We start from the raw sequence: 21,371 nt of genomic DNA on the forward strand, positions 1-21,371 counted from the left end.
ACCCGGATAAAAACCTTCATCTCAACGGCGCAGACCTACTGCGGTGTCGAGCGCGCGACGATCGCCTCAACCTCCAGGCCGCGCGGCAGAGCGCCATAGACCCGCCCGGCCCCGGCCAGGCGACTGGCAATAAACGCGTCGCTGACGACGGCGTTACCGGCTTCCAGCAACAACTTGGCCTGCAGCGCCAGGGCAATGTCCTCGGTGAGCTGACGGGCGCGATACTGGATATCGGTGGTGTCCTTGAACGCCGCCTTCAACTGCCCGATATGCCCGGCCAGGCGCTTGTCGCCATGGCCATCACCCAGCTCGGCAAACAGGCTGTCGAGCACACCCGGCTCTTTCGACAGGGCCCGCAGCACGTCCAGGCACTGCACATTGCCCGAACCTTCCCACGTCGAATTGACCGGTGCCTCGCGGTACAAACGCGGCAGGATACTGTCCTCGACATAACCGGCGCCGCCCATGCACTCGGCGGCCTCATTGATCATGGCCGGCGCACGCTTGCAGATCCAATACTTGCCCACTGCCGTGACCAGCCGGGCGAACCGCGCCTCGTCGGCATCCTCGGGGTGATCCAGTGCCCGGCCCATGCGCAGGCTCAAAGCCAGTGCCGCCTCGCTTTCCAGGGCCAGGTCCGCCAGCACGTTCTGCATCAAGGGCTGCTCAGCCAGCACCCGGCCGCCGACCTGGCGATATGCGCAGTGATGACTGGCCTGGGTCAGCGCCTGGCGCATAAGGGCACTGGAGCCAACCATGCAGTCGAACCGGGTCATGGCCACCATCTCGATGATGGTCGGCACACCCCGCCCTTCCTCGCCCACCATCCAGGCCAGGGCCCCACGAAACTCCACTTCGCTCGACGCGTTCGAGCAGTTACCCAGCTTGTTTTTCAGCCGCTGGATATAGAACTGATTACGGCTGTCGTCCGGACGCTGGCGCGGCAACAGGAAACAGGTCAGGCCCTTGTCGGTCTGCGCCAGGGTCAAAAAGGCATCGCACATGGGCGCCGAACAGAACCACTTGTGCCCGACCAGTTCATAGGCCTGGCCCGGGCCACCGGCGCCCACCGGGTACGCCCGGGTGGTATTGGCCCGCACATCGGTGCCGCCCTGCTTCTCGGTCATCGCCATGCCAATGGTCACCCCGGCCTTGTGAGCGATGCCGACATTACGCGGGTCGTATTCGCGGGCCAGAATCTTCGGCAGCCATTGCTCGGCCAGGTCCGGCTGCAAGCGCAGCGCCGGTACGCAGGCAAAGGTCATCGTCAGTGGGCAGCCCGTACCGGCTTCGGCCTGGCTGTGCAGATAGGTCAGCCCCGCGCGGGCGACATGGGCGCCGCTGCGCGTATCGGTCCAGGGCAGGGATGGCAGGCCATGCTCGACCGCCGTGCGCATCAACTCGTGGTAGGCCGGATGAAACTCCACCAGATCGAGACGATGGCCAAAACGATCATGGCTGACAAATACCGGCTTGTTCTGGTTGGCCAGAAAGCCCGCCGCCATCAAGGGTCCGCCGGCCAGTTCACCGTAGCGATCGAGGCGCGCCTCGGCCCATCCCGCATCGAAACGCCGGGTCCACTCCTGCAGCGGCAGGTCGAGTCGATAGAGGTTGCGCCCATCGAGCGACGGCGGCTGATTGGTGACTTCGTGAGTCTCGGCAAATTGATGCAAGGTCATGACGCGCTCTCCTGGTGGGCGGCGAATGGGCCCAGTGAAGCACGCGTCCAGCCACCTAAAAAGTGGCATATACGCCTAATGACCGGCGCTTTCCCCCTGCCCTTCACAGAGCACGCGCTGGTAGAGCACACGCTGCAGGTCGTCGAAACGCACCGGCCTGACCAGGTGTTCCACCACCCCCGCGCCTGGGCTGGCCCCGTCATACAAGGGGGGCTCGACCGACAGGACAACAATGGCCAACCCCGCGCCTTCCGGCAGGGCGCACAAGCGCTCGCACAATGGCTGGCCCTGGGCCATGTCCACCCGCCCATCGAGCAGCACAGCATCCGTGCGCTCGCGCTGTACCGCCAGGCATGCCGCCTCGCCGCTGTCGGCCGTACGCACCTGATAACCGAGCTTGAGCAACATCCCCCGTACCACCAGTTGGCTGACGCTGTTGTCATCCACCACCAGCACCCGGCACTCCTGGGGGCGACGGCGCACGACCAGCGGGCACGGCGGGCCACCCGGTACCGGGTGCATCTGCAAGTCGATCTGGAAACGGCTGCCACAGCCGGGCTCGGATTCATGGGTCATCTGCCCACCCAGTACCTCGACCAACTGCCGGCAAATCGCCAGGCCAATACCCAGGCCGCCGTATTGTCGCGTCATCGAACCGTCGAGCTGGAAAAAACGCTGATACAGACGCGCATCTTCCAGCCGGGCAAAACCAATGCCGGTATCGATCACCACAAACGTCAGGCCCACCTCGCCGCTCGCCAACTTCTGGCCACGAACCCGCAGGATCACGGCACCGGCACGGGTGAACTTGAGCGCATTGTCGAGCAGGCATTCCAGGCACTGGGCCAGGCGCGGCCCGTCGCCACACAGGCGATCCGGCAAAGCCTCAAGCCCCTCCAGCGTAAAGCTCAGCCCCTTGCTGTAGGCCTGCACGGCAAACTGGCGGTGCACCGTGCCCAGCAGTTTGTGCAGGCTGAACACCTGCTCATCGGGCTTGAGCCGGCCGGCCTGCAGTTCGGTGAGCGTGAGGATGCCATTGACCATGCGCATCATGTCCCGCGCCGAGCCGGCAGCGGTCTGCTGGTACTGCTCCAGTTCGGGGTCGAGCTGGACCGTATTCATCAATTCCAGAGAACCGATCACGCCATTCATCGGCGTACGCAACTCATGGGTCAGGGTTGCAAGGAATTCATCCTTGAGCCGGTTGCTGCGGGCCAGTTGCTGGTTGAGTTGCTCAAGCTTGTGCCCGACTTCCGACAGGTTGCTCGCCTGTTCTTCGCGCATCGCATTGATCCGGTCCGCCAGCGCCAGGGACAACAGGCAGACCTCCACCGCCGAGCCGATCTGGCTGGCATACATCGTCAGGAACATATGCGGCAGGTAGCCCAGCACCATCAGCGTATTGATCAGGCCGCCGAGCAGAAACGCCGACCAGGCGATGACAAAATAACGGGCGACCCGCAACCCGCCCGCCCAGGTCACGATACCGGCGGCAAAGATCGAGAGGATAAAGGCCAGCGCCAGGGCCGTGGCCAGGCGCAGCGCAAGGGCATATTCGCTGACCAGCGACAGCAACATGACCAGCGCACTGCAGCCGATCAGCACCAGTAGCAAGCGATCAAGCCAGCGATTGCGCCGGGCGGTCTGCAAAATGCTGCGCGAAAACAAGCTGCCGAAAAAGGCCGCCGCACCGATCAGAAACGGTGTGGACGCATTCGCCCACCATGGATTGTTCGGCCAGAAATACTGGACCGCCGCGCCATTGACCGACAATTGGTAAAGGCCGAACGCGGCGATATAGAAGATGTAATAGAGGTAGCTGGTGTCGCGCACGCTGAGGTAGATAAACAGGTTGTAGACCAACATCCCCAGCAACACGCCATAGATCATCCCCAACACATAGAAACGCACGGGCTGCGCTTCCAGATAGGCCTGGCTCGACCAGAGCGTCAGCGGCGCCTGGATCGAGCCCTCGCTTTGCAGGCGCAAATAGAGGACCTGGCGCTCCCCCGGGGTGAAGTCCAGATTGAAGAGGTAATTGTTCTGACGAACCTGGCGGCTGGAAAACGGCAAGGCATCGCCGGTACGCTGGGCCAAGTAGTAATGACCGCTGCTGTCGGGCAGATACAGATCAAGATGATCGAGCGGCGGATAGGCCAACTCCAGCAGCCAATCCTGCTGGCGGGCCACGCCCTTGGGACGGTACTGCAGGTCGACTTTCAACCAGAAGACCGAGCGCGAGTAACCGGCATTCAGCGCCGCCTGCTCGTGCGGCACAAACCGGCTGGCCATGGCGGGCGCGCTGACCTCGTCAATCGAGGCGTCGCCACGCACATCCTCGAAGACCTGCAACACCCGCCCCAGGGGCAAACTACGGGTGTTCTGATCGAACTCGACTGCGCCGGCCCATACCGGCAGCCAGCTCAACAGCAACATCAACAAATAGCGCATACAGCCCCAGCGTGGCCCGTCCGATTGTGTCAGGAAGCCCCCATTCCGTTTGAGACGACAAACATCGGCAACACCTGTTATTGGTTTGGATCCACTCTAGCATAGCCATTGATGGCTAAAGCACACCATTTATATTTTTTGTTACACGGCTCTAGAACAGGCCTTTCAGGGCAATTCATGCCTTTTATCCGGCCTCGTACGGCGCGCTGGCAACGGCTGCTGGCGCGGCGAAATTCACGTTTCGCGGGGCCGTTCCGAGCCCGCGGTTTGGTGGTAAGCTCGCGCACCATGAATATCTACAGCTCACGCCCCGTTGTCCTCTGTCTCTCCGGCCACGACCCCAGTGGTGGCGCCGGCCTTCAGGCAGATATCGAAGCCTTGCTAGCCCAGGGTTGCCACGCCGCACCGACGGTCACCGCACTGACCGTGCAGAACACGGTGGATGTCAGTGACTTTCGCGTGCTCGACCGCGAGTGGGTAATGGCCCAAGCCAATGCCGTGCTCAGTGACTCGCCCGTCGCGGCGGTCAAGCTGGGCATGCTCGGCTCCCTGGAAATGGTCGCCACCGTGGTCGAACTGCTGCAGGCGCACCCGCACCTGCCGCTGGTCTGCGATCCGGTCCTGCGCGCCGGCGGCGGTGGTCGCCTGGGCAAGGATGAAGTCGGCTATGCCATGCGTGAACAGCTTCTGCCGCTGGCAACCATCGCCACACCCAACCTGCCCGAAGCACGCATCCTCGCCGAACTGCCCGAAGGCACGGCAGACGAGTGTGCGCAAAAACTGCTGCCGTTCTGCCGGAACCTGCTGATCACCGGCGGTCATGGCGATGAAGATGAAATCCACAACCGCCTCTATAGTCGCGACGGCACCCGCCATACGTTCAAATGCCAGCGCCTGCCCGGCAGCTACCACGGTTCGGGCTGCACCCTGGCCAGCGCCCTCGCCGGACGCCTGGCCCAGGGCGAAAACCTGGTCAGTGCCGTCCAGACCGCGCTGAACTACACCTGGCGCACCCTGCGCGATGCCGAACAGCTCGGCCAGGGCCAGTTCGTACCGCGTCGCCTGCCGCTGGATTTCTGTTCGTAAGACCATGAGGTTGGATCAATGAAGCTGCGTGGCCTGTATGCCATCACCGACAGTCAACTGCTCGCGGGCAAGTTCCTCAGCTATGTCGAGGCGGCGCTCGACGGCGGCGTCCGGCTGCTGCAGTACCGCGACAAAAGCAGCGACGAGACCCAGCGTCTGCGCGAGGCCCAGGCCCTGCGCGAGCTGTGCGAACGCTACCAGACTCAACTGATCATCAATGACGATGCCGAACTGGCCGCGCGCCTGGGCGTCGGCGTCCACCTGGGCCAGACCGATGGCCCATTGACCCCGGCCCGGGCCCTGCTCGGTCGCCAGGCGATCATCGGCTCGACGTGCCATGCCAGCCTCGACCTGGCCGAGCAGGCAACCCATGAAGGCGCCAGCTATATCGCCTTCGGGCGCTTTTTCAACTCCACGACCAAACCCGGCGCGCCGGCCGCCGACCTGGCCCTGCTCGACCTGGCCCGCCCCAGACTGCAGCTGCCCATTGCCGTGATCGGTGGCATCAGCCTGGATAACGCCGCGCCGCTGGTCGCCCATGGCGCAGATCTGCTGGCCGTAGTGCACGGCCTGTTCGGCGCCGAAAACACCCGGGAAGTGACCCGCCGCGCACGCGCGTTCAATGCCCTATTCGAATCCTGATGTAGAGAGCCCGACCATGTCTCGTTCCGAAACCCTGTTTGCCAATGCCCAAAAACACATCCCAGGTGGCGTGAACTCGCCCGTTCGCGCGTTCAAGAGCGTCGGCGGCACGCCGCTGTTCTTCAAGCACGCCGCCGGCGCCTATGTGACCGACGAAGACGACAAGCGTTATGTCGACTACGTCGGTTCCTGGGGCCCGATGATTCTCGGCCACAGCCATCCGGACGTGCTCGAAGCGGTTCGCAAGCAACTGGAGCACGGCCTGTCGTACGGTGCGCCGACCGCCATGGAAACCGAAATGGCTGACCTGGTGTGCGCCATCGTGCCGTCCATGGAAATGGTGCGCATGGTCAGCTCCGGTACCGAAGCGACCATGAGTGCGATTCGCCTGGCCCGTGGTTTTACCGGCCGCGACAGCATCATCAAGTTCGAAGGCTGCTACCACGGCCACTCCGACAGCCTGCTGGTCAAGGCAGGCTCCGGCCTGCTGACCCAGGGCGTGCCCAGTTCGGCGGGCGTACCGGCAGCTTTCGCCAAACACACCCTCACCCTGCCGTTCAACGATATCGACGCCGTGGCGAAGATGCTCGCGCAATCCGGCCAGGAAGTGGCGTGCATCATTGTCGAGCCCGTGGCCGGCAACATGAATTGCGTACCACCGGCACCGGGCTTCCTTGAAGGCCTGCGCAGCCTGTGCGACCAGCACGGCGTCGTGCTGATTTTCGACGAAGTGATGACCGGCTTCCGGGTCGCCCTCGGCGGCGCCCAGGCGCACTACGGCGTGACGCCAGACCTGAGCACCTTTGGCAAGATCATCGGTGGCGGCATGCCGGTTGGCTGCTTCGGCGGCAAGCGCGAGATCATGCAACATATCGCCCCGCTGGGCCCGGTCTACCAGGCCGGCACGCTGTCGGGCAACCCGCTGGCCATGGCCGCCGGCCTGACCACCCTGCGCCTGATCAGCCGGCCGGGCTTCCACGCCGAACTGAGCGACTACACCAGTCGCCTGCTCGACGGCCTGCAACAACGTGCGGATGCTGCCGGCATCCCATTCGTCACCACCCAGGCGGGCGGGATGTTTGGCCTGTACTTCAGCGGCGCCGACGATATCGTCACCTTCGACGACGTGATGAGCAGCGACGCCGAGCGCTTCAAGCGCTTCTTCCACCTGATGCTCGACGGTGGCGTCTACCTGGCTCCGAGCGCCTTCGAAGCCGGTTTCACCTCGATCGCCCATGGTGACACCGAGCTGCAACTGACCCTGGATGCCGCCGAGCGCGCGTTCGCCGCACTCAAGTAAGCCACTGGCTGACACCGACCCGGGTTGGTGTCAGCCTTTCGCTCTACCGCCTGTCGGTTTTCCGCCCTTAACCGCCCTTTCTTCCCCGCCAGCAGCGGCCTGGGCGGTCATGCGGCAGAAAAACGAGTAAAGACTTTGTAAGGTTGGCCCTGCTTATTTCATAATGCGCGCCATACCCACCCCCTGGTCGGGTCCGCCCGCCCTTCAGAGGTACGTCGATTCCCATGAACCGCACCGGCCGCACCCTTGCCTTGGGCTGCCTGTTGCTCCTTTTGCCTCTGCTGGCTCAGGCAGGAGGCAACTCGTTGCTGGTCCCGGCGCTGGGTCGCTGCACCCTCGATACCCAGCCCCAGGACCAGGCTGAAGCGCTTGCCGCCTGCCAACTCGCCGCGAAAGACGGGGATGCGCAGGCGCAATACGAGCTGGGCGAGTTCTACTACACCGGAAAAAGCACGGCCCGCGATCTCGACAAAGCCCTCAGCTATTTCGAACAGGCGTCCCTGCAGGGCCATGCCCAGGCGCAATTCCAACTGGGCACCATGTTCTTCCACGGCGAAGGCGTGCCCGCCAATAACGTGCAGGCTTATATCGTGCTGAAAATGGCGGCAGTCAATGGCGCCGAAGAGGCGCTGGACACTGCCGACCTGGTGGCCGAGCAGATGCAACGCAGTGAGCTGGAAATGGCGACCCAGGTGCTTGGGCAGATCTTCCGCAAGTACCTGCTGGAGTTGCAGACGGTCGATGGGCGGACACCGTTCGCGCCGCTGCCCTGATACACACCTTCGCTCACGCCTGAGACGTCAGACCTGAGAGTCGAGCCTGCCGAGTAGCCTTATTTTTCCGGCATCGGTACCGGAAAGGGCATGACATTGCTCATACCGCGGGCTTCGCTGATCTTTGGCGTGCCAAGGCGTTCAACCTCGTCGATGCGCACAATCGAATGCATCGGGACAAAGCTGCGCACCACCCCTTCGAACTGTGCCTTGAGCTTCTCTTCGCCCGGGTCGACCACCAGTTGCGTGCGCTCGCCAAAGACAAACTCCTCGACTTCCAGAAAGCCCCACAGATCACTTTGATAGATCTGCTTGGCGTACATTTCGAACACCTGGCCCTGGTTGAGGAAAATCACCTTGTAGATTGGAGCTTCGCGTTTGGTCATGGCGGACGGGGAACACATCGGGGGATAAAAATGAGGGCGCGAACTATAGCATAGCCACCGGACGCACAATGCTAGGAAGCAAGGGCTATGACCACTATAATGCGCGGTTCTTTGAATCACTTGATGAACGCCCATGGCCAAGAAGCTTTACATCGAAACCCACGGTTGCCAGATGAACGAGTACGACAGCTCGCGCATGGTCGATCTGCTGGGTGAACATCAGGCCCTGGAAGTCACCGCACGCGCCGAAGACGCGGATGTCATCCTGCTCAACACCTGCTCGATTCGCGAGCGGGCCCAGGACCGGGTCTACTCCCAGCTGGGCCGCTGGCGTGAATTGAAGCTCGCCAACCCGGACATGGTGATTGCCGTCGGCGGCTGCGTCGCCAGCCAGGAAGGCGCGGCCATTCGCGATCGCGCACCCTACGTCGACGTGGTTTTCGGCCCGCAAACCCTGCACCGCCTGCCGGAAATGATCGACGCAGCGCGCATCAGCAAGCTGCCCCAGGTAGACGTATCGTTCCCCGAGATCGAGAAGTTCGACCACCTGCCCGAACCGCGCATCGACGGCCCCAGCGCCTACGTGTCGGTCATGGAAGGCTGCAGCAAGTACTGCACCTTCTGTGTGGTGCCCTATACCCGCGGCGAAGAAGTCAGCCGACCGTTCGACGATGTGATCGGCGAAGTCATCCACCTGGCCGAGAACGGCGTGCGCGAAGTGACCCTGTTGGGCCAGAACGTCAACGGCTATCGTGGCCAGACCCACGACGGTCGACTGGCCGACCTGGCCGAATTGATCCGCGTCGTGGCCGCCATCGATGGCATCGAGCGCATTCGCTACACGACCTCCCACCCGCTGGAATTCTCCGACAGCCTGATCCAGGCCCACGCGGAAGTCCCGGAACTGGTCAAGCACCTGCACCTGCCTGTGCAATCGGGCTCGGACCGTGTCCTTGCCGCCATGAAGCGCAACCACACCGCACTGGAGTACAAATCCAAGCTGCGCAAACTGCGCGCAGCGGTGCCAGGCATCTGCATCAGCTCGGACTTTATCGTCGGCTTCCCCGGCGAAACCGAGAAGGATTTCCAGCAGACCATGAAATTGATCGAGGACGTCGGCTTCGACTTTTCCTACTCGTTCGTCTACAGCCAGCGCCCCGGCACACCCGCGGCCGACCTGCCCGATGACACGCCGGAAGAACTCAAGAAGGAGCGTCTCAACGCCCTGCAACACCGGCTGAACCAGCAGGGCTTCGAGATCAGCCGACAGATGGTCGGCTCGACCCAGCGCATTCTAGTGACCGACTACTCGAAAAAAGACCCGGGGGAACTACAGGGGCGCACCGAGAACAACCGGATCGTCAACTTCCGCTGCGACAATGCCCAATTGATCGGCCAGTTTGCCGATGTCCATATCGATGCCGCACAACCCCATTCGCTGCGTGGTTCGCTGCTCCAGTAAGGAAGAATGATCACACGCAACGCCAGGAGCGATTTCCAACCAGGCCTTTCCTCAAAGCAGCATCTACTTGAGGAAAAGCCCTTCGCTGTTTAAGTGCTTTCGCACCCTGGCTGCTAGCGTTATCCTTGAATCCATCTTAATTGCCGTCGGGCGGCTTAAAACGACCTTGAACGCTCCCATAGAACCTCATCGTTTCATCCTCGAGCCCTTTGAGGCTCGCCGCTTCGCCAATCTGTGCGGGCAGTTCGACGAGCATTTGCGCTTGATCGAACAGCGCCTGACCATCGAAATCCGCAATCGCGGCAATCAATTCGAATTGATCGGCGAACTCAAACACACCACCTCCGCGGAAAATCTGCTGCGCCGCCTGTACCGGGAAACCAAGGGTACTGAGCTGTCGCCGGATATGGTCCACCTGTTCCTGCAGGAGTCCGCCGTGGAGGACCTGGACAGCAACCCGGTCGCCGAAGCCAGCGTGGCCCTGCGCACGAAGAAGGGCATGATTCGCCCGCGCGGGATCAATCAGCAGCGCTACGTCAAGGAAGTGCTGGCCAATGACATCAACTTCGGCATTGGCCCGGCGGGCACCGGCAAGACCTATCTGGCCGTAGCCTGTGCAGTAGATGCGCTGGAACGCGAGCAGGTACGGCGCATCCTGTTGGTGCGTCCGGCGGTCGAAGCCGGCGAGAAGCTCGGCTTCCTGCCCGGCGATCTGGCGCAAAAAATCGATCCGTACCTGCGCCCGCTCTACGATGCGCTGTACGAAATGCTCGGCTTTGAGTACGTGACCAAACTGATCGAACGCCAGGTCATCGAAATCGCCCCGCTGGCCTATATGCGCGGTCGCACTCTGAACAACAGCTTTATCATCCTGGATGAAAGCCAGAACACCACGGTCGAGCAGATGAAAATGTTCCTGACCCGGATCGGCTTTGGCTCTACCGCCGTTATCACCGGCGACGTGACCCAGGTCGACCTGCCCAAGGGCACCAAGTCCGGGCTGGCCCACGTGATCGACGTGCTCAATGGCGTGCCGGGGATCAGCTTCACCCACTTCCTGCCCAAGGACGTCGTGCGCCACCCGCTGGTGCAGCGGATCGTCGAAGCCTACGAGCGCTACGAAAATCGCCCAGCGAGCGAGCCCGCACCCCAGGACGCCCGCCGCAATGATTGAGCTCGACCTGCAACTGGCCACTGACGCAAACGCCCCCGGCGAAACCGATTTCCGCCGCTGGTGTGAACTGGCCCTGCGCCAGCGCAGCGCCGATTCCGAGCTGACCATTCGTCTGGTGGATGAGCCTGAAGGCCGCGAACTCAACCGCACCTGGCGCCAGAAGGACTACGCGACCAACGTCCTGTCCTTCCCGGCCGACGTGCCGGATGAACTGCTCGACATCCCGTTGCTGGGCGACCTGGTGATCTGTGTACCGGTCGTGGAGCGCGAAGCTGCCGAACAGGGCAAGGCACTGGAGGCCCACTGGGCGCACCTGGTAATCCATGGCTGCTTGCATCTGCTGGGTTACGACCATATAGATGATGAAGAAGCCGATGAGATGGAAGCCCTGGAACGGACTTTGCTAGCCGAACTGGGTCATCCGGATCCATACGCTGACGACGAAAATTGATCACTGACCACCTGAAACAACCAAGGGATACGAGTAAATCGCTATGAGCGAAGACCGATCGAGCAACGGGCAAAAGTCCTGGCTGGGTAAACTGACCCAGGCTTTTGCCCATGAGCCGAAAAACCGCCAGGAGCTCCTCGAGCTGCTGCGCGAAGCACACCAGAACAAACTGTTGGACAGCGAAGCGCTGGCCATTGTCGAAGGCGCGATCCAGGTCGCTGACCTGCAGGTCCGGGACATCATGGTCCCGCGCTCGCAGATGATCAGCATCAAGGCGACGCAAACCCCGCGCGAATTCCTCCCGGCGATCATCGACGCAGCGCACTCGCGCTACCCAGTGATCGGCGAAAGCCACGACGACGTCATGGGCGTCCTGCTGGCCAAAGACCTGCTGCCACTGATCCTGCAGGAAAACGGCGACAGCTTCAGCATCAAGGATCTACTGCGCCCAGCGACCTTCGTCCCTGAATCCAAACGCCTGAATGTGCTATTGCGCGAGTTTCGCGCCAACCACAATCACATGGCCATTGTGATCGACGAGTACGGCGGCGTGGCCGGCCTGGTGACCATCGAGGACGTGCTGGAACAGATTGTCGGCGATATCGAAGACGAGCACGACGTCGAGGAAGACAGCTACATCAAGCCTCTGCCTAGCGGCGACTTCCTGATCAAGGCACTGACCCCTATCGAGAACTTCAACGAGTTCTTCGACAGCGAATTCTCCGACGATGAATTCGATACCGTGGGCGGCCTGGTCATGAGTGCGTTCGGCCACCTGCCCAAGCGCAATGAAATCACTGAAATCGGCGCCTACCGCTTCCGCATCCTGAATGCCGACAGTCGCCGTATTCACCTGATTCGCCTGACCCCCATCGCCCGTTAAGGACTGACATGTTGCGCCTCAACCGCCCCGGCTGGCCCGGTAACCTGCTGGCCATGGCGGCCGGCGCACTGACTACCCTGACCCTGGCGCCGTTCGATATCTGGCCGCTGTCGCTCCTGATCCTGGCGATCTTCTACCGAGGCCTGCGCGAGCTAAGCCCGCGCCAGGCCGCCGGTCGCGGCTGGTGCTACGGTTTCGGCCTGTTCGGCGCCGGCACCAGCTGGATCTACGTCAGCATCCACACCTATGGCGGCGCCTCGGCTCTGCTGGCCGGCTTGTTGATGCTGGCGTTTATCGCGGCCATCGCCCTGTTCTTTGCCCTACCCGCCTGGCTCTGGGCACGCTGGATCCGTCGTAACGAGGCGCCATTGGCCGATGCCATGGCGTTCGCAGCACTGTGGGTCGGCCAGGAAGCGTTCCGGGGCTGGTTCCTGACGGGTTTCCCCTGGCTTTACTCCGGCTACAGCCAGCTCGACGGCCCCCTGGCCGGACTTGCACCACTGGGCGGGACCTGGCTGATTTCCTTCGCGCTGGCCCTCACTGCGGCGCTGCTGTGCAATGCCCCACGCCTGCTGAAAAATGCTCGCAAGCTGTTTATCGCAGTGGGGGCCGTCTTACTGGTTGCCCCCTGGGCGCTGGGGCTGGCGCTGAAACATCACGCCTGGACCGAGCCTTCTGGCGAGCCGCTGAGTGTCGCGGCCGTGCAGGGTAATATCGAACAAAGCCTGAAGTGGGACCCAGCCCAACTCAACGCGCAGTTGGCGCTGTATCGCGACCTGACGTTCAGCAGCAAGCGGGTCGACTTGATCATCTGGCCGGAAACTGCGATCCCGGTGCTCAAGGATCAGGCCGAAGGCTATCTGAACATGCTCGGCAACTTTGCCGCAGATCGCCGCTCGGCCCTCATTACCGGGGTGCCGATACGCCAGGAAGTCCACCACGAGAAACGCTACTTCAACGGCATCACCGTGGTCGGCGAAGGCGACGGTACTTATCTCAAGCAGAAGCTGGTGCCGTTTGGTGAGTACGTCCCGCTGCAGGACCTGCTGCGCGGTCTGATCGCATTCTTTGATCTGCCCATGTCCGACTTCGCACGCGGCCCCGCCGACCAGCCCATGCTGCAGGCGAAGGGTTATCAGATTGCGCCGTTTATCTGCTACGAGGTGGTCTATCCAGAGTTTGCCGCCAGCTTGTCCGCCCGCAGCGATCTGCTACTGACCATCAGCAACGACACCTGGTTCGGCACTTCGATCGGTCCACTGCAACACCTGCAGATGGCCCAGATGCGCGCCCTCGAGGCCGGCCGCTGGATGATCCGCGCGACCAACAATGGCGTGACCGGGCTGATCGACCCCTTTGGCCGGATTACCGCACAGATCCCGCAGTTCGAGCGCGGCATCCTCTATGGTGATGTCGTGCCGATGCACCAACTGACGCCGTATCTTCGCTGGCGCTCATGGCCGCTGGTGATGGTCTGCGGCCTGCTGTTCGGCTGGGCATTGCTGGCTGGAAGAATGGCCAAGACCGTTTAGCCGCCAGGGCGACCTGAAGGAGCGAGCTTGCGAGCCCATCCTCCACGTCGCCCCGTCAGCGATAAAACAGCCGATAGCCAATCAGCCCGGCCACTTCATTGAGCAGTTGCCCGCTCTGCCAAATCGCCCGCACCTCGGGCAACCAGCCATGGAACGGCCGATCCCGGGCAGTCCCCATAAAGCCCACCGGCGCGGCCACCACCTCGAAGCCCGCCTGCTCGAAACTCCAGCGCGAACGCGGCATATGCCAGGCCTGGGTGACCACCACAACACGCTTGATGCCCTGGGGCTGCAATATCTGCGCAGTGAACAGTGCGTTCTCCCAGGTCGTGCGACTTTGCCCTTCCTGCCAGCGCACCGTCACCCCGAAATCATCCTGCAGCGACTGCGCCATTACCGCCGCTTCGCTGGGCGGCAGGCCGAAATGCAGGCCTCCCGTGGTCAATACCGGCAAGCCGGAAGCTTTGGCCAATCGCGCGGCATAACGCTCGCGCTCCAGCGCCAGGCCCGTCGGCTGGTCGCTGCCCCAGGCCGGGTCACCGCGCTCACGTCCCGCGCCCAGTACCACAATGGCGTCAGCGTCGCGGGCCAATGCACGCCAATCGGCAATCGGCAGTGGCGGATCACGCTCCAGGGCCCCGGCCAGCGTCTGGACCGCAATCGGCAGGCTCATCAACCAGAACCCCACAAACCCCAAACCAAAGCACAAGCGGGCCAGGCGCGGGCGCCGATTACGCAACCACCAGCCAAGCGCCAGCAGCAGCAAAAGAATGCCAGGGGGCAGCACAAGTTGTTTGAGGATGTAGCGAATAGGCATCAAGCATCTCCCGAGATGCCCGAAGCCTATGTGGATTGATAAAACGCGACAACCACCAGAGATAACTAAATAGACAACCAACGATAAGGGTGTGCGATCGCTGTACCGTTACTTGAAACCTCGGGACCCGGCCTTGGCCAACTGCGGGCCAGCCAGCTTGTCTTTCAACCAGATAATCCTGGCACCGCTCGAGGATTCGGTCGCCTCGGACAGCGTCATGGACGAACGGTCGCGGGCATCACGGCCATTACGATCCAGATAGGCGTTGATCAACTCGATCTCAGCCGCACTCAAGCCCCGCAACTCCAACTCGGCGGGACGCTCATCACGCAAACGACCTGCGGTTCTTGCCGCGTCCAGGGCCATCCCCAGACGATCGATCAAACGTTCATACACCTCGGATTGTGTTGCGTTTCGCTGTGACCCGGCCATCCGTTCACCTCATTGAAAATAAGACCCAGCCCCCACTCACCAGCTTAGCGCCGCAGATGAAACCGGTCTGTTGCTGCGACCAACGGCCAAGCCCCCGAGAACACCAGCGCAATCAGCGTTTCCCTCGATAGAGTGGGGTCATGTATGCTACGGCGCTTCCTGTAATTCCACTTCCTGTAACTGCGTTGGCTTTATGCCAAAACGTTGCACTGAAGAGGATTAGGCCACCCTTATCCAGTACAAGTAGCCATGCACGAACAATATCAACCCCGTGAAATCGAAGCCGCCGCCCAATCCTTCTGGGACACTCAAAAGTCCTTTGAAGTCAGTGAACAGCCAGGCAAGGAAACCTTCTACTGCCTATCGATGTTCCCTTACCCCAGCGGCAAGCTACACATGGGGCACGTGCGTAACTACACCATCGGCGACGTGATCTCGCGCTACCAGCGCATGCAAGGCAAGAACGTCCTGCAACCGATGGGCTGGGATGCCTTTGGCATGCCGGCGGAAAACGCCGCGATGAAGAACAACGTCGCGCCCGCCAAGTGGACCTACGAAAACATCGCCTACATGAAGACCCAGCTGCGCAGCCTGGGCCTGGCGGTCGACTGGTCTCGTGAAATCACCACCTGCAAACCGGATTACTACCGCTGGGAACAATGGCTGTTCACTCGCCTGTTCGAAAAGGGTGTGATCTACCGCAAGAACGGTACCGTCAACTGGGACCCGCTGGACCAGACCGTACTGGCCAACGAGCAAGTCATCGATGGCCGTGGCTGGCGCTCCGGCGCGCTGATCGAAAAGCGCGAAATCCCGATGTACTACTTCAAGATCACCGCCTATGCCGATGAGCTGCTGGAGAGTCTTGACGAACTGCCGGGCTGGCCCGAGCAGGTCAAGACCATGCAGCGCAACTGGATCGGCAAGTCGCGCGGCATGGAAATCCAGTTCCCCTACGATCAAGCCTCGATCGGCGAAGCGGGCACCCTGAAAGTCTTTACCACCCGTCCGGATACCCTGATGGGCGCGACCTATGTCGCCGTGGCCGCCGAGCACCCGCTGGCGACCCTCGCTGCGCAGAATAACCCCGAGCTGCAGGCGTTTATCGCTGAGTGCAAGGCCGGCAGCGTTGCCGAAGCCGACGTCGCGACCCAGGAAAAGAAAGGCCTGCCAACGGCCCTGTTCGTCGAGCACCCACTGACCGGCGAGAAGCTGCCAGTCTGGGTCGCCAACTACGTCTTGATGCACTACGGTGATGGCGCAGTAATGGCTGTGCCTGCCCACGATGAACGTGATTTCGAGTTCGCCACCAAATACAAACTGCCGCTCAAGGCCGTGGTCCGTACCAGCGCTGGCGACGCCATTCCAAGCGAGTGGAGCGACGCCTATGGCGAGCATGGCCAACTGATCAATTCCGGCGAGTTCGACGGCCTGGACTTCGACGGCGCGTTCGACGCCATGGAAGTCGCCCTGATCAAGAAAGGCCTCGGCGCTTCGCGCACTCAGTTCCGCCTGCGCGACTGGGGCATCAGCCGCCAGCGCTACTGGGGCTGCCCGATCCCGATCATCCACTGCGACACCTGCGGCGATGTGCCAGTCCCGGAAAACCAGCTGCCCGTCATCCTGCCCGAAGACGTGGTACCGGACGGCGCCGGCTCGCCACTGGCGCGCATGCCCGAGTTCTACGAGTGCAACTGCCCGAAATGCGGTGCGCCGGCCAAGCGTGAAACCGACACCATGGACACCTTCGTCGAATCGTCCTGGTACTACGCCCGCTATGCGTCGCCCCACTATGAAGGCGGCCTGGTCGACCTGGATGCAGCTAACCACTGGCTGCCGGTAGACCAATACATCGGCGGTATCGAACACGCGATCCTGCACCTGCTCTACGCGCGCTTCTTCCACAAGCTGATGCGCGACGAAGGCCTCGTGACCTCCAACGAGCCATTCAAGAACCTGCTGACCCAGGGCATGGTGGTCGCCGAGACCTACTATCGCCGCGAGGCCAATGGCAGTTACACCTGGTACAACCCGGCCGACGTCGAGCTGGAGCGTGACAGCAAGGCCAAGGTGATTGGCGCCAAACTGATCAGCGACGGCCTGCCGGTCGAGATCGGTGGCACCGAAAAAATGGCCAAGTCGAAAAACAACGGCATCGACCCGCAGTACATGATCGAGCAGTTCGGCGCCGATACCTGCCGCCTGTTCATGATGTTCGCCTCGCCGCCGGACATGAACCTGGAATGGTCCGACTCCGGCGTGGAAGGCTCCCACCGCTTCCTCAAGCGTGTCTGGCGCCTGGCCCAGGGCTACATCAACCAGGGTCTGGCCGGCAAGCCGGACCTGGCCAGCCTGAGCGACGAGCAGAAAGCCGTCCGCCGTTCGATCCACCTCGCCATCCGTCAGGCAAGCCAGGACGTGGGGCAAAACCACAAGTTCAACACGGCCATCGCCCAGGTCATGACCTTGATGAACGTGCTGGAGAAAGCCGCCCAGGTGAGCGATCAGGATCGCGCACTGATGCACGAAGGCCTCGAAGCCGTGACCTTGCTGCTGGCACCGATCACACCGCACATCAGCCATGAACTTTGGAAGCAACTGGGTCATGAAGATCCGGTCATCGATGCCGGCTGGCCGGTCGTGGACGCCAGCGCGTTGGTTCAAGACAGCCTGCAGTTGGTTATCCAGGTCAATGGCAAGCTGCGCGGCCAGATCGACATGCCCGCCAGCGCCAGCCGCGAGGAAGTCGAAGCGGCGGCGCGTAGCAACGAGAACGTACTGCGTTTCACCGAAGGCCTGACGATCCGCAAAGTGATTGTCGTGCCCGGCAAACTGGTCAATATCGTCGCCAGCTAATTGGATCAGGCCCCGGTTCACTGAACCGGGGCCTTCAAAACCTTCAGGGCCCACAGTCGGCCCACATGGTTTCAAGGGGAGCAACAAGATGATCAAACGCAATCTGCTGGTGATGGGCCTCGCCGTCATGCTGAGCGCCTGCGGTTTCCAGCTGCGCGGTACCGGTGACTCCGAGCTGACGATCAAGGAACTGGCGGTTACCGCCCGCAATACCTACGGCGATACCGTCAAGCAACTGAGCCAGGTTCTCGAGCGCAGCGGCGTCAAGGTCTTTGACGGCGCACCCTATAAGCTGATTCTGACCGATGAGCAGAACAGTCAGCGCGCGGCGACCTATTCGGGCTCGGGACGCAGTGCCGAGTACGAGATCAAGAGCAGCATCAACTATGAAATCCGCGATGCACGCAACCTGGTGCTGCTGGGCGACAGGGTTGAGCTGGTGAAGTACTACCTGCACGACGGCAACAACCTGACCGGTGGCGACCAGGAAGCCGAGCAGCTGCGCACCGAAATGCGCCGCGATCTGGTCCAGCAGATGGTCATGCGCCTGCAACTGCTGACGCCGACCAAGCTTGACCAGTTGCAGCAAGCTGCAGATGCCAAGGCCAAAGCCGAGGCCGATGCACTGGAAGCCGCGCGCCAGCTCGAAGAGTCGACGCCGCAACAGTCGCCTCTGCAACTGCCTAACCAGTAATCATCCCGGGGCGCCCTGGCGCCCCGCTCTTGCCTGCCGATGAAACTCGCCCCCGCCCAACTCGCCAAACACCTGCAAGGCTCGCTTGCGCCTGTCTATATCATCAGCGGCGACGACCCGCTGTTGTGCCAGGAGGCGGCCGACGCCATCCGTGCCACGGCTCGCCAGCAAGGCTTTGACGAGCGCCAGGTGTTCAGTGCCGATGCCAACTTCGACTGGGGCAGCCTGCTCCAGGCCGGGGCCAGCATGTCGCTGTTTGCGCAAAAGCGCCTACTGGAGCTGCGCCTGCCTTCCGGCAAGCCTGGCGACAAGGGTGCCGCGGCACTGATCGAATACTGCTCGCGCCCCGCCGAAGACACCCTGTTGCTGATCAGCCTGCCCAAGCTCGACGGCAGCGCGCAGAAAACCAAGTGGGGCAAGGCACTGGTCGAAGGGCCGCACACCCAGTTCGTACAGATTTGGCCGGTAGATGCCAGCCAGCTGCCGCAGTGGATTCGCCAGCGCCTGTCCCAGGCCGGCATGTCAGCCAGCCCGGACGCCGTCGAACTGATCGCGGCACGGGTCGAAGGCAACCTGTTGGCGGCGGCCCAGGAAATCGAAAAACTCAAGCTGATGGCTGAGGACGGCCAGATCAGTGTCGAAACCGTCCAGGCGGCCGTGGCCGACAGTGCTCGCTTCGATGTCTTTGGCCTGGTCGATGCCGTCCTCAACGGCGAAGCCGCCCACGCCCTACGGATGCTCGACGGGCTACGGGGCGAAGGGGTCGAGCCACCGGTGATTCTTTGGGCCCTGGCCCGTGAACTGCGCCTGCTGGCCAACCTGGCACTGCAGTACAGCCAGGGGGTGCCGCTGGACAAGGCGTTCAGCCAGGCCCGGCCACCGGTCTGGGACAAGCGCAAACCCCTGATGAGCAAGGCCCTGCAACGTTACACCGCGCAACGCTGGGCGCAGCTGCTGCTCGAAGCGCAGCGAGTTGATGCACAGATCAAGGGCCAGGCCAGCGGATCGCCATGGAGCAGCCTGAGCCGCCTGGCGCTATTGATGGCCGGCCAGCGACTCGCACTGCCGCCCGAATAAGCGCGATACGCGCCCAACGGTCCGGGCCAGTACTGGACAAGCGCAGATGGCTGCCCGATGATGCGCGCACATCCACCCCAGCGAGTGCATTGTCATGAGCAAGCCATCCAAGCATGGCCCCAATAAGGCCAAATCCATTGTCGCCCAACCGTTGTTCCGCAGCCGCCAGGAACGACCGAGCAAGGGCAAAGGCAGTTATCGTCGCGAAGCCTTCCAGTCTAAAAGCTGGGAGGCTTCTTACTTTCAGGCCGCTTAACCGCGCTATCACGACCTTTGTCCCCAGGCATGATAAGGTCTGCTCCTGATTTGCATTACCTGGACCCAAGCATGCTTTTTAGCCTTTCCGACCGTTGGCACCTGCGCCGACTGTCCGCCGCCGCAAGCTTTATCCTGCTCGTTGCCTGCGCCGAGAAACCTACCGCCGCCGACGCCGTTGGCCTCCCGACGATCCCCCAGGCCGCGCCTGCCGCCAGCCCGCTGCCAACCCCGGTTACCGTCGATACCCAACCTGAACAGAGCTTCGAACAATGGCGCGCCGCCTTTCGCACTGAAGCCTTGAAAGCCGGTATTCAGCCCGCCCTGTTCGACCGCGCATTCGCGGGTGTCATCCCGGATATGGGCGTGATCAAGGCCGACCGCAGCCAACCCGAATTCAGCCGTCCGGTCTGGGAGTACCTCGATGGCGCGCTGTCCGCCTTGCGCGTGCGCAAGGGTCAGGCGCTACTCAACCAGTACGAGGGCACCCTGCAACAGATCGAACAGCGGTATGGCGTCGACCGCCAGACCCTGGTCGCCGTCTGGGGCATGGAAAGTGCGTTCGGTCAGTTCCAAGGTGATAAATCGGTTATCCGCTCACTGGCAACCCTGGCCTACGAAGGCCGCCGTCCAGCCTTTGCGCACAGCCAATTGCTGGCCGCGCTGGAAATTCTTCAGCACGGAGATATCGAACCCGAGAAAATGCTCGGCTCCTGGGCGGGCGCCATGGGTCAGACGCAGTTTATCCCGACGACCTATAACACCCATGCCGTGGATTTTGACGGCGATGGCCGACGTGATATCTGGAACAGCGCACCCGACGCCCTCGCCTCCACGGCCCATTACCTGAAGAGTTCGGGCTGGCAGAAAGGCCAACCCTGGGGCTTTGAGGCCCGCCTCCCGGCGAACTTCGACTATGCCCTGGCTGATGGCGCCACCCGCAAAAGCGTGGCCGAATGGCTACAGAGCGGCGTTACGCTACCGGCTGGCGTACGCCTGCCCACCGGCGTCGAGCAACAGTCAGCGACCCTGCTGCTGCCCGCGGGTTACCGCGGCCCGGCATTTCTACTGCTGGACAATTTCCGGGCGATTCTCAAGTACAACAATTCGTCGTCCTATGCCCTGGCCATCGGCTTGCTGTCCGAGCGTTTTGGCGGCGCCGGCCTGATCCGCGGCAGTTGGCCGAAGGATGAACTACCCCTGAGCCGTTCCGAACGCATCGAATTGCAAACCCTGCTTAGCGCGCGCAATTACGACGCCGGCAATCCCGACGGGATCATTGGCGCCAATACCCGCAAGGCGATTCGCAGCGCCCAGCAAGCCCAGGGCTGGCCGGCAGACGGTTACCCTACGCAGAAACTGCTGCAGAGCCTGCGCGACCGCTAAATCACTCAGGCGCGCCGGTAGGCGCGGGCTTGGGC

Annotated in this window: 19 protein-coding genes; 14 read left to right on the forward strand and 5 right to left on the reverse strand. The window is 62.3% G+C overall.

All coding sequences use genetic code 11. The annotated features are described in order from the left end of the window. Nucleotides 1-35: 35 nt before the first annotated feature. Nucleotides 36-1,679, reverse strand: a complete 1,644-nt coding sequence (locus NPS46_RS22105; protein WP_274110992.1) for an acyl-CoA dehydrogenase family protein — start codon at nt 1,677-1,679, stop codon at nt 36-38. A 75-nt stretch (nt 1,680-1,754) separates the two neighbouring features. Next, complete coding sequence (locus tag NPS46_RS22110; RefSeq protein WP_274110994.1) at nt 1,755-4,130, reverse strand: hybrid sensor histidine kinase/response regulator; 2,376 nt, start codon at nt 4,128-4,130, stop codon at nt 1,755-1,757. Nucleotides 4,131-4,418: 288 nt separating this feature from the next. Here NPS46_RS22110 and NPS46_RS22115 point away from each other — a divergent pair, with 288 nt between their 5' ends. From NPS46_RS22115 to NPS46_RS22130, 4 genes are all read left to right on the forward strand, one after another. Continuing rightward, nucleotides 4,419-5,216, forward strand: a complete 798-nt coding sequence (locus NPS46_RS22115) for a hydroxymethylpyrimidine/phosphomethylpyrimidine kinase (protein ID WP_274110996.1) — start codon at nt 4,419-4,421, stop codon at nt 5,214-5,216. An 18-nt stretch (nt 5,217-5,234) separates the two neighbouring features. Further along, nucleotides 5,235-5,858 (forward strand): thiamine phosphate synthase, encoded by a 624-nt coding sequence (thiE, locus tag NPS46_RS22120; RefSeq protein ID WP_274110998.1) that lies wholly within the window; start codon nt 5,235-5,237, stop codon nt 5,856-5,858. A gap of 16 nt (nt 5,859-5,874) precedes the next feature. Beyond that, on the forward strand, nt 5,875-7,158 hold the full coding sequence (hemL, locus tag NPS46_RS22125) for a glutamate-1-semialdehyde 2,1-aminomutase (protein ID WP_274111000.1): 1,284 nt from the start codon (nt 5,875-5,877) through the stop codon (nt 7,156-7,158). A 224-nt stretch (nt 7,159-7,382) separates the two neighbouring features. Continuing rightward, nucleotides 7,383-7,931, forward strand: coding sequence for a tetratricopeptide repeat protein (locus NPS46_RS22130; protein WP_274111002.1), 549 nt, complete (start codon nt 7,383-7,385; stop codon nt 7,929-7,931). A 59-nt stretch (nt 7,932-7,990) separates the two neighbouring features. On the opposite strand, the gene NPS46_RS22135 is transcribed toward NPS46_RS22130, so the two are convergent. Continuing rightward, nucleotides 7,991-8,317 (reverse strand): DUF1820 family protein, encoded by a 327-nt coding sequence (locus NPS46_RS22135; protein ID WP_274111004.1) that lies wholly within the window; start codon nt 8,315-8,317, stop codon nt 7,991-7,993. A 133-nt stretch (nt 8,318-8,450) separates the two neighbouring features. Here NPS46_RS22135 and miaB point away from each other — a divergent pair, with 133 nt between their 5' ends. The 5 genes from miaB (at nt 8,451) to lnt (ending at nt 13,819) form a co-directional block, all read left to right on the forward strand. Beyond that, entirely contained in the window at nt 8,451-9,779 is a 1,329-nt protein-coding gene (gene miaB, locus NPS46_RS22140; protein ID WP_274111006.1) for a tRNA (N6-isopentenyl adenosine(37)-C2)-methylthiotransferase MiaB, read from the forward strand. Nucleotides 9,780-9,945: 166 nt separating this feature from the next. Next, nucleotides 9,946-10,953: a PhoH family protein gene (locus NPS46_RS22145; protein WP_274111008.1), complete on the forward strand. Its 1,008-nt coding sequence runs from the start codon at nt 9,946-9,948 to the stop codon at nt 10,951-10,953. Next, complete coding sequence (gene ybeY, locus NPS46_RS22150; protein ID WP_274111010.1) at nt 10,946-11,404, forward strand: rRNA maturation RNase YbeY; 459 nt, start codon at nt 10,946-10,948, stop codon at nt 11,402-11,404. Before NPS46_RS22145 ends, ybeY begins: the two co-directional genes overlap by 8 nt. Nucleotides 11,405-11,447: 43 nt before the next feature. Then, nucleotides 11,448-12,287, forward strand: coding sequence for an HlyC/CorC family transporter (locus NPS46_RS22155; RefSeq protein ID WP_274111012.1), 840 nt, complete (start codon nt 11,448-11,450; stop codon nt 12,285-12,287). Between the two features lie 8 nt (nt 12,288-12,295). After that, a complete protein-coding gene (gene lnt / locus NPS46_RS22160) occupies nt 12,296-13,819 on the forward strand; it encodes an apolipoprotein N-acyltransferase (protein ID WP_274111014.1) in 1,524 nt (507 codons plus the stop codon). Nucleotides 13,820-13,874: 55 nt separating this feature from the next. On the opposite strand, the gene NPS46_RS22165 is transcribed toward lnt, so the two are convergent. Both NPS46_RS22165 and NPS46_RS22170 read right to left on the reverse strand, forming a co-directional pair. Further along, nucleotides 13,875-14,636, reverse strand: a complete 762-nt coding sequence (locus NPS46_RS22165; protein ID WP_274111016.1) for a YdcF family protein — start codon at nt 14,634-14,636, stop codon at nt 13,875-13,877. Nucleotides 14,637-14,744: 108 nt separating this feature from the next. After that, nucleotides 14,745-15,068: a hypothetical protein gene (locus NPS46_RS22170; protein WP_274111018.1), complete on the reverse strand. Its 324-nt coding sequence runs from the start codon at nt 15,066-15,068 to the stop codon at nt 14,745-14,747. Nucleotides 15,069-15,317: 249 nt separating this feature from the next. Here NPS46_RS22170 and leuS point away from each other — a divergent pair, with 249 nt between their 5' ends. The 5 genes from leuS to NPS46_RS22195 all read left to right on the forward strand — a co-directional run bounded on the left by leuS (nt 15,318) and on the right by NPS46_RS22195 (nt 21,336). After that, nucleotides 15,318-17,924, forward strand: a complete 2,607-nt coding sequence (gene leuS / locus NPS46_RS22175; RefSeq protein ID WP_274111019.1) for a leucine--tRNA ligase — start codon at nt 15,318-15,320, stop codon at nt 17,922-17,924. 88 nt (nt 17,925-18,012) lie between these two features. Next, nucleotides 18,013-18,618: an LPS assembly lipoprotein LptE gene (lptE, locus tag NPS46_RS22180; protein WP_274111021.1), complete on the forward strand. Its 606-nt coding sequence runs from the start codon at nt 18,013-18,015 to the stop codon at nt 18,616-18,618. Nucleotides 18,619-18,657: 39 nt separating this feature from the next. Continuing rightward, nucleotides 18,658-19,695: a DNA polymerase III subunit delta gene (gene holA, locus NPS46_RS22185; RefSeq protein ID WP_274111023.1), complete on the forward strand. Its 1,038-nt coding sequence runs from the start codon at nt 18,658-18,660 to the stop codon at nt 19,693-19,695. Between the two features lie 94 nt (nt 19,696-19,789). After that, nucleotides 19,790-19,951, forward strand: coding sequence for an alternative ribosome rescue factor ArfA (gene arfA / locus NPS46_RS22190; protein ID WP_274111025.1), 162 nt, complete (start codon nt 19,790-19,792; stop codon nt 19,949-19,951). Between the two features lie 71 nt (nt 19,952-20,022). Continuing rightward, on the forward strand, nt 20,023-21,336 hold the full coding sequence (locus NPS46_RS22195; RefSeq protein WP_274111027.1) for a lytic murein transglycosylase: 1,314 nt from the start codon (nt 20,023-20,025) through the stop codon (nt 21,334-21,336). The last annotated feature ends 35 nt before the right edge of the window (nt 21,337-21,371 follow it).

Source organism: Pseudomonas putida (assembly GCF_028682395.1).
GTDB classification, from domain to species: domain Bacteria; phylum Pseudomonadota; class Gammaproteobacteria; order Pseudomonadales; family Pseudomonadaceae; genus Aquipseudomonas; species Aquipseudomonas putida_AB.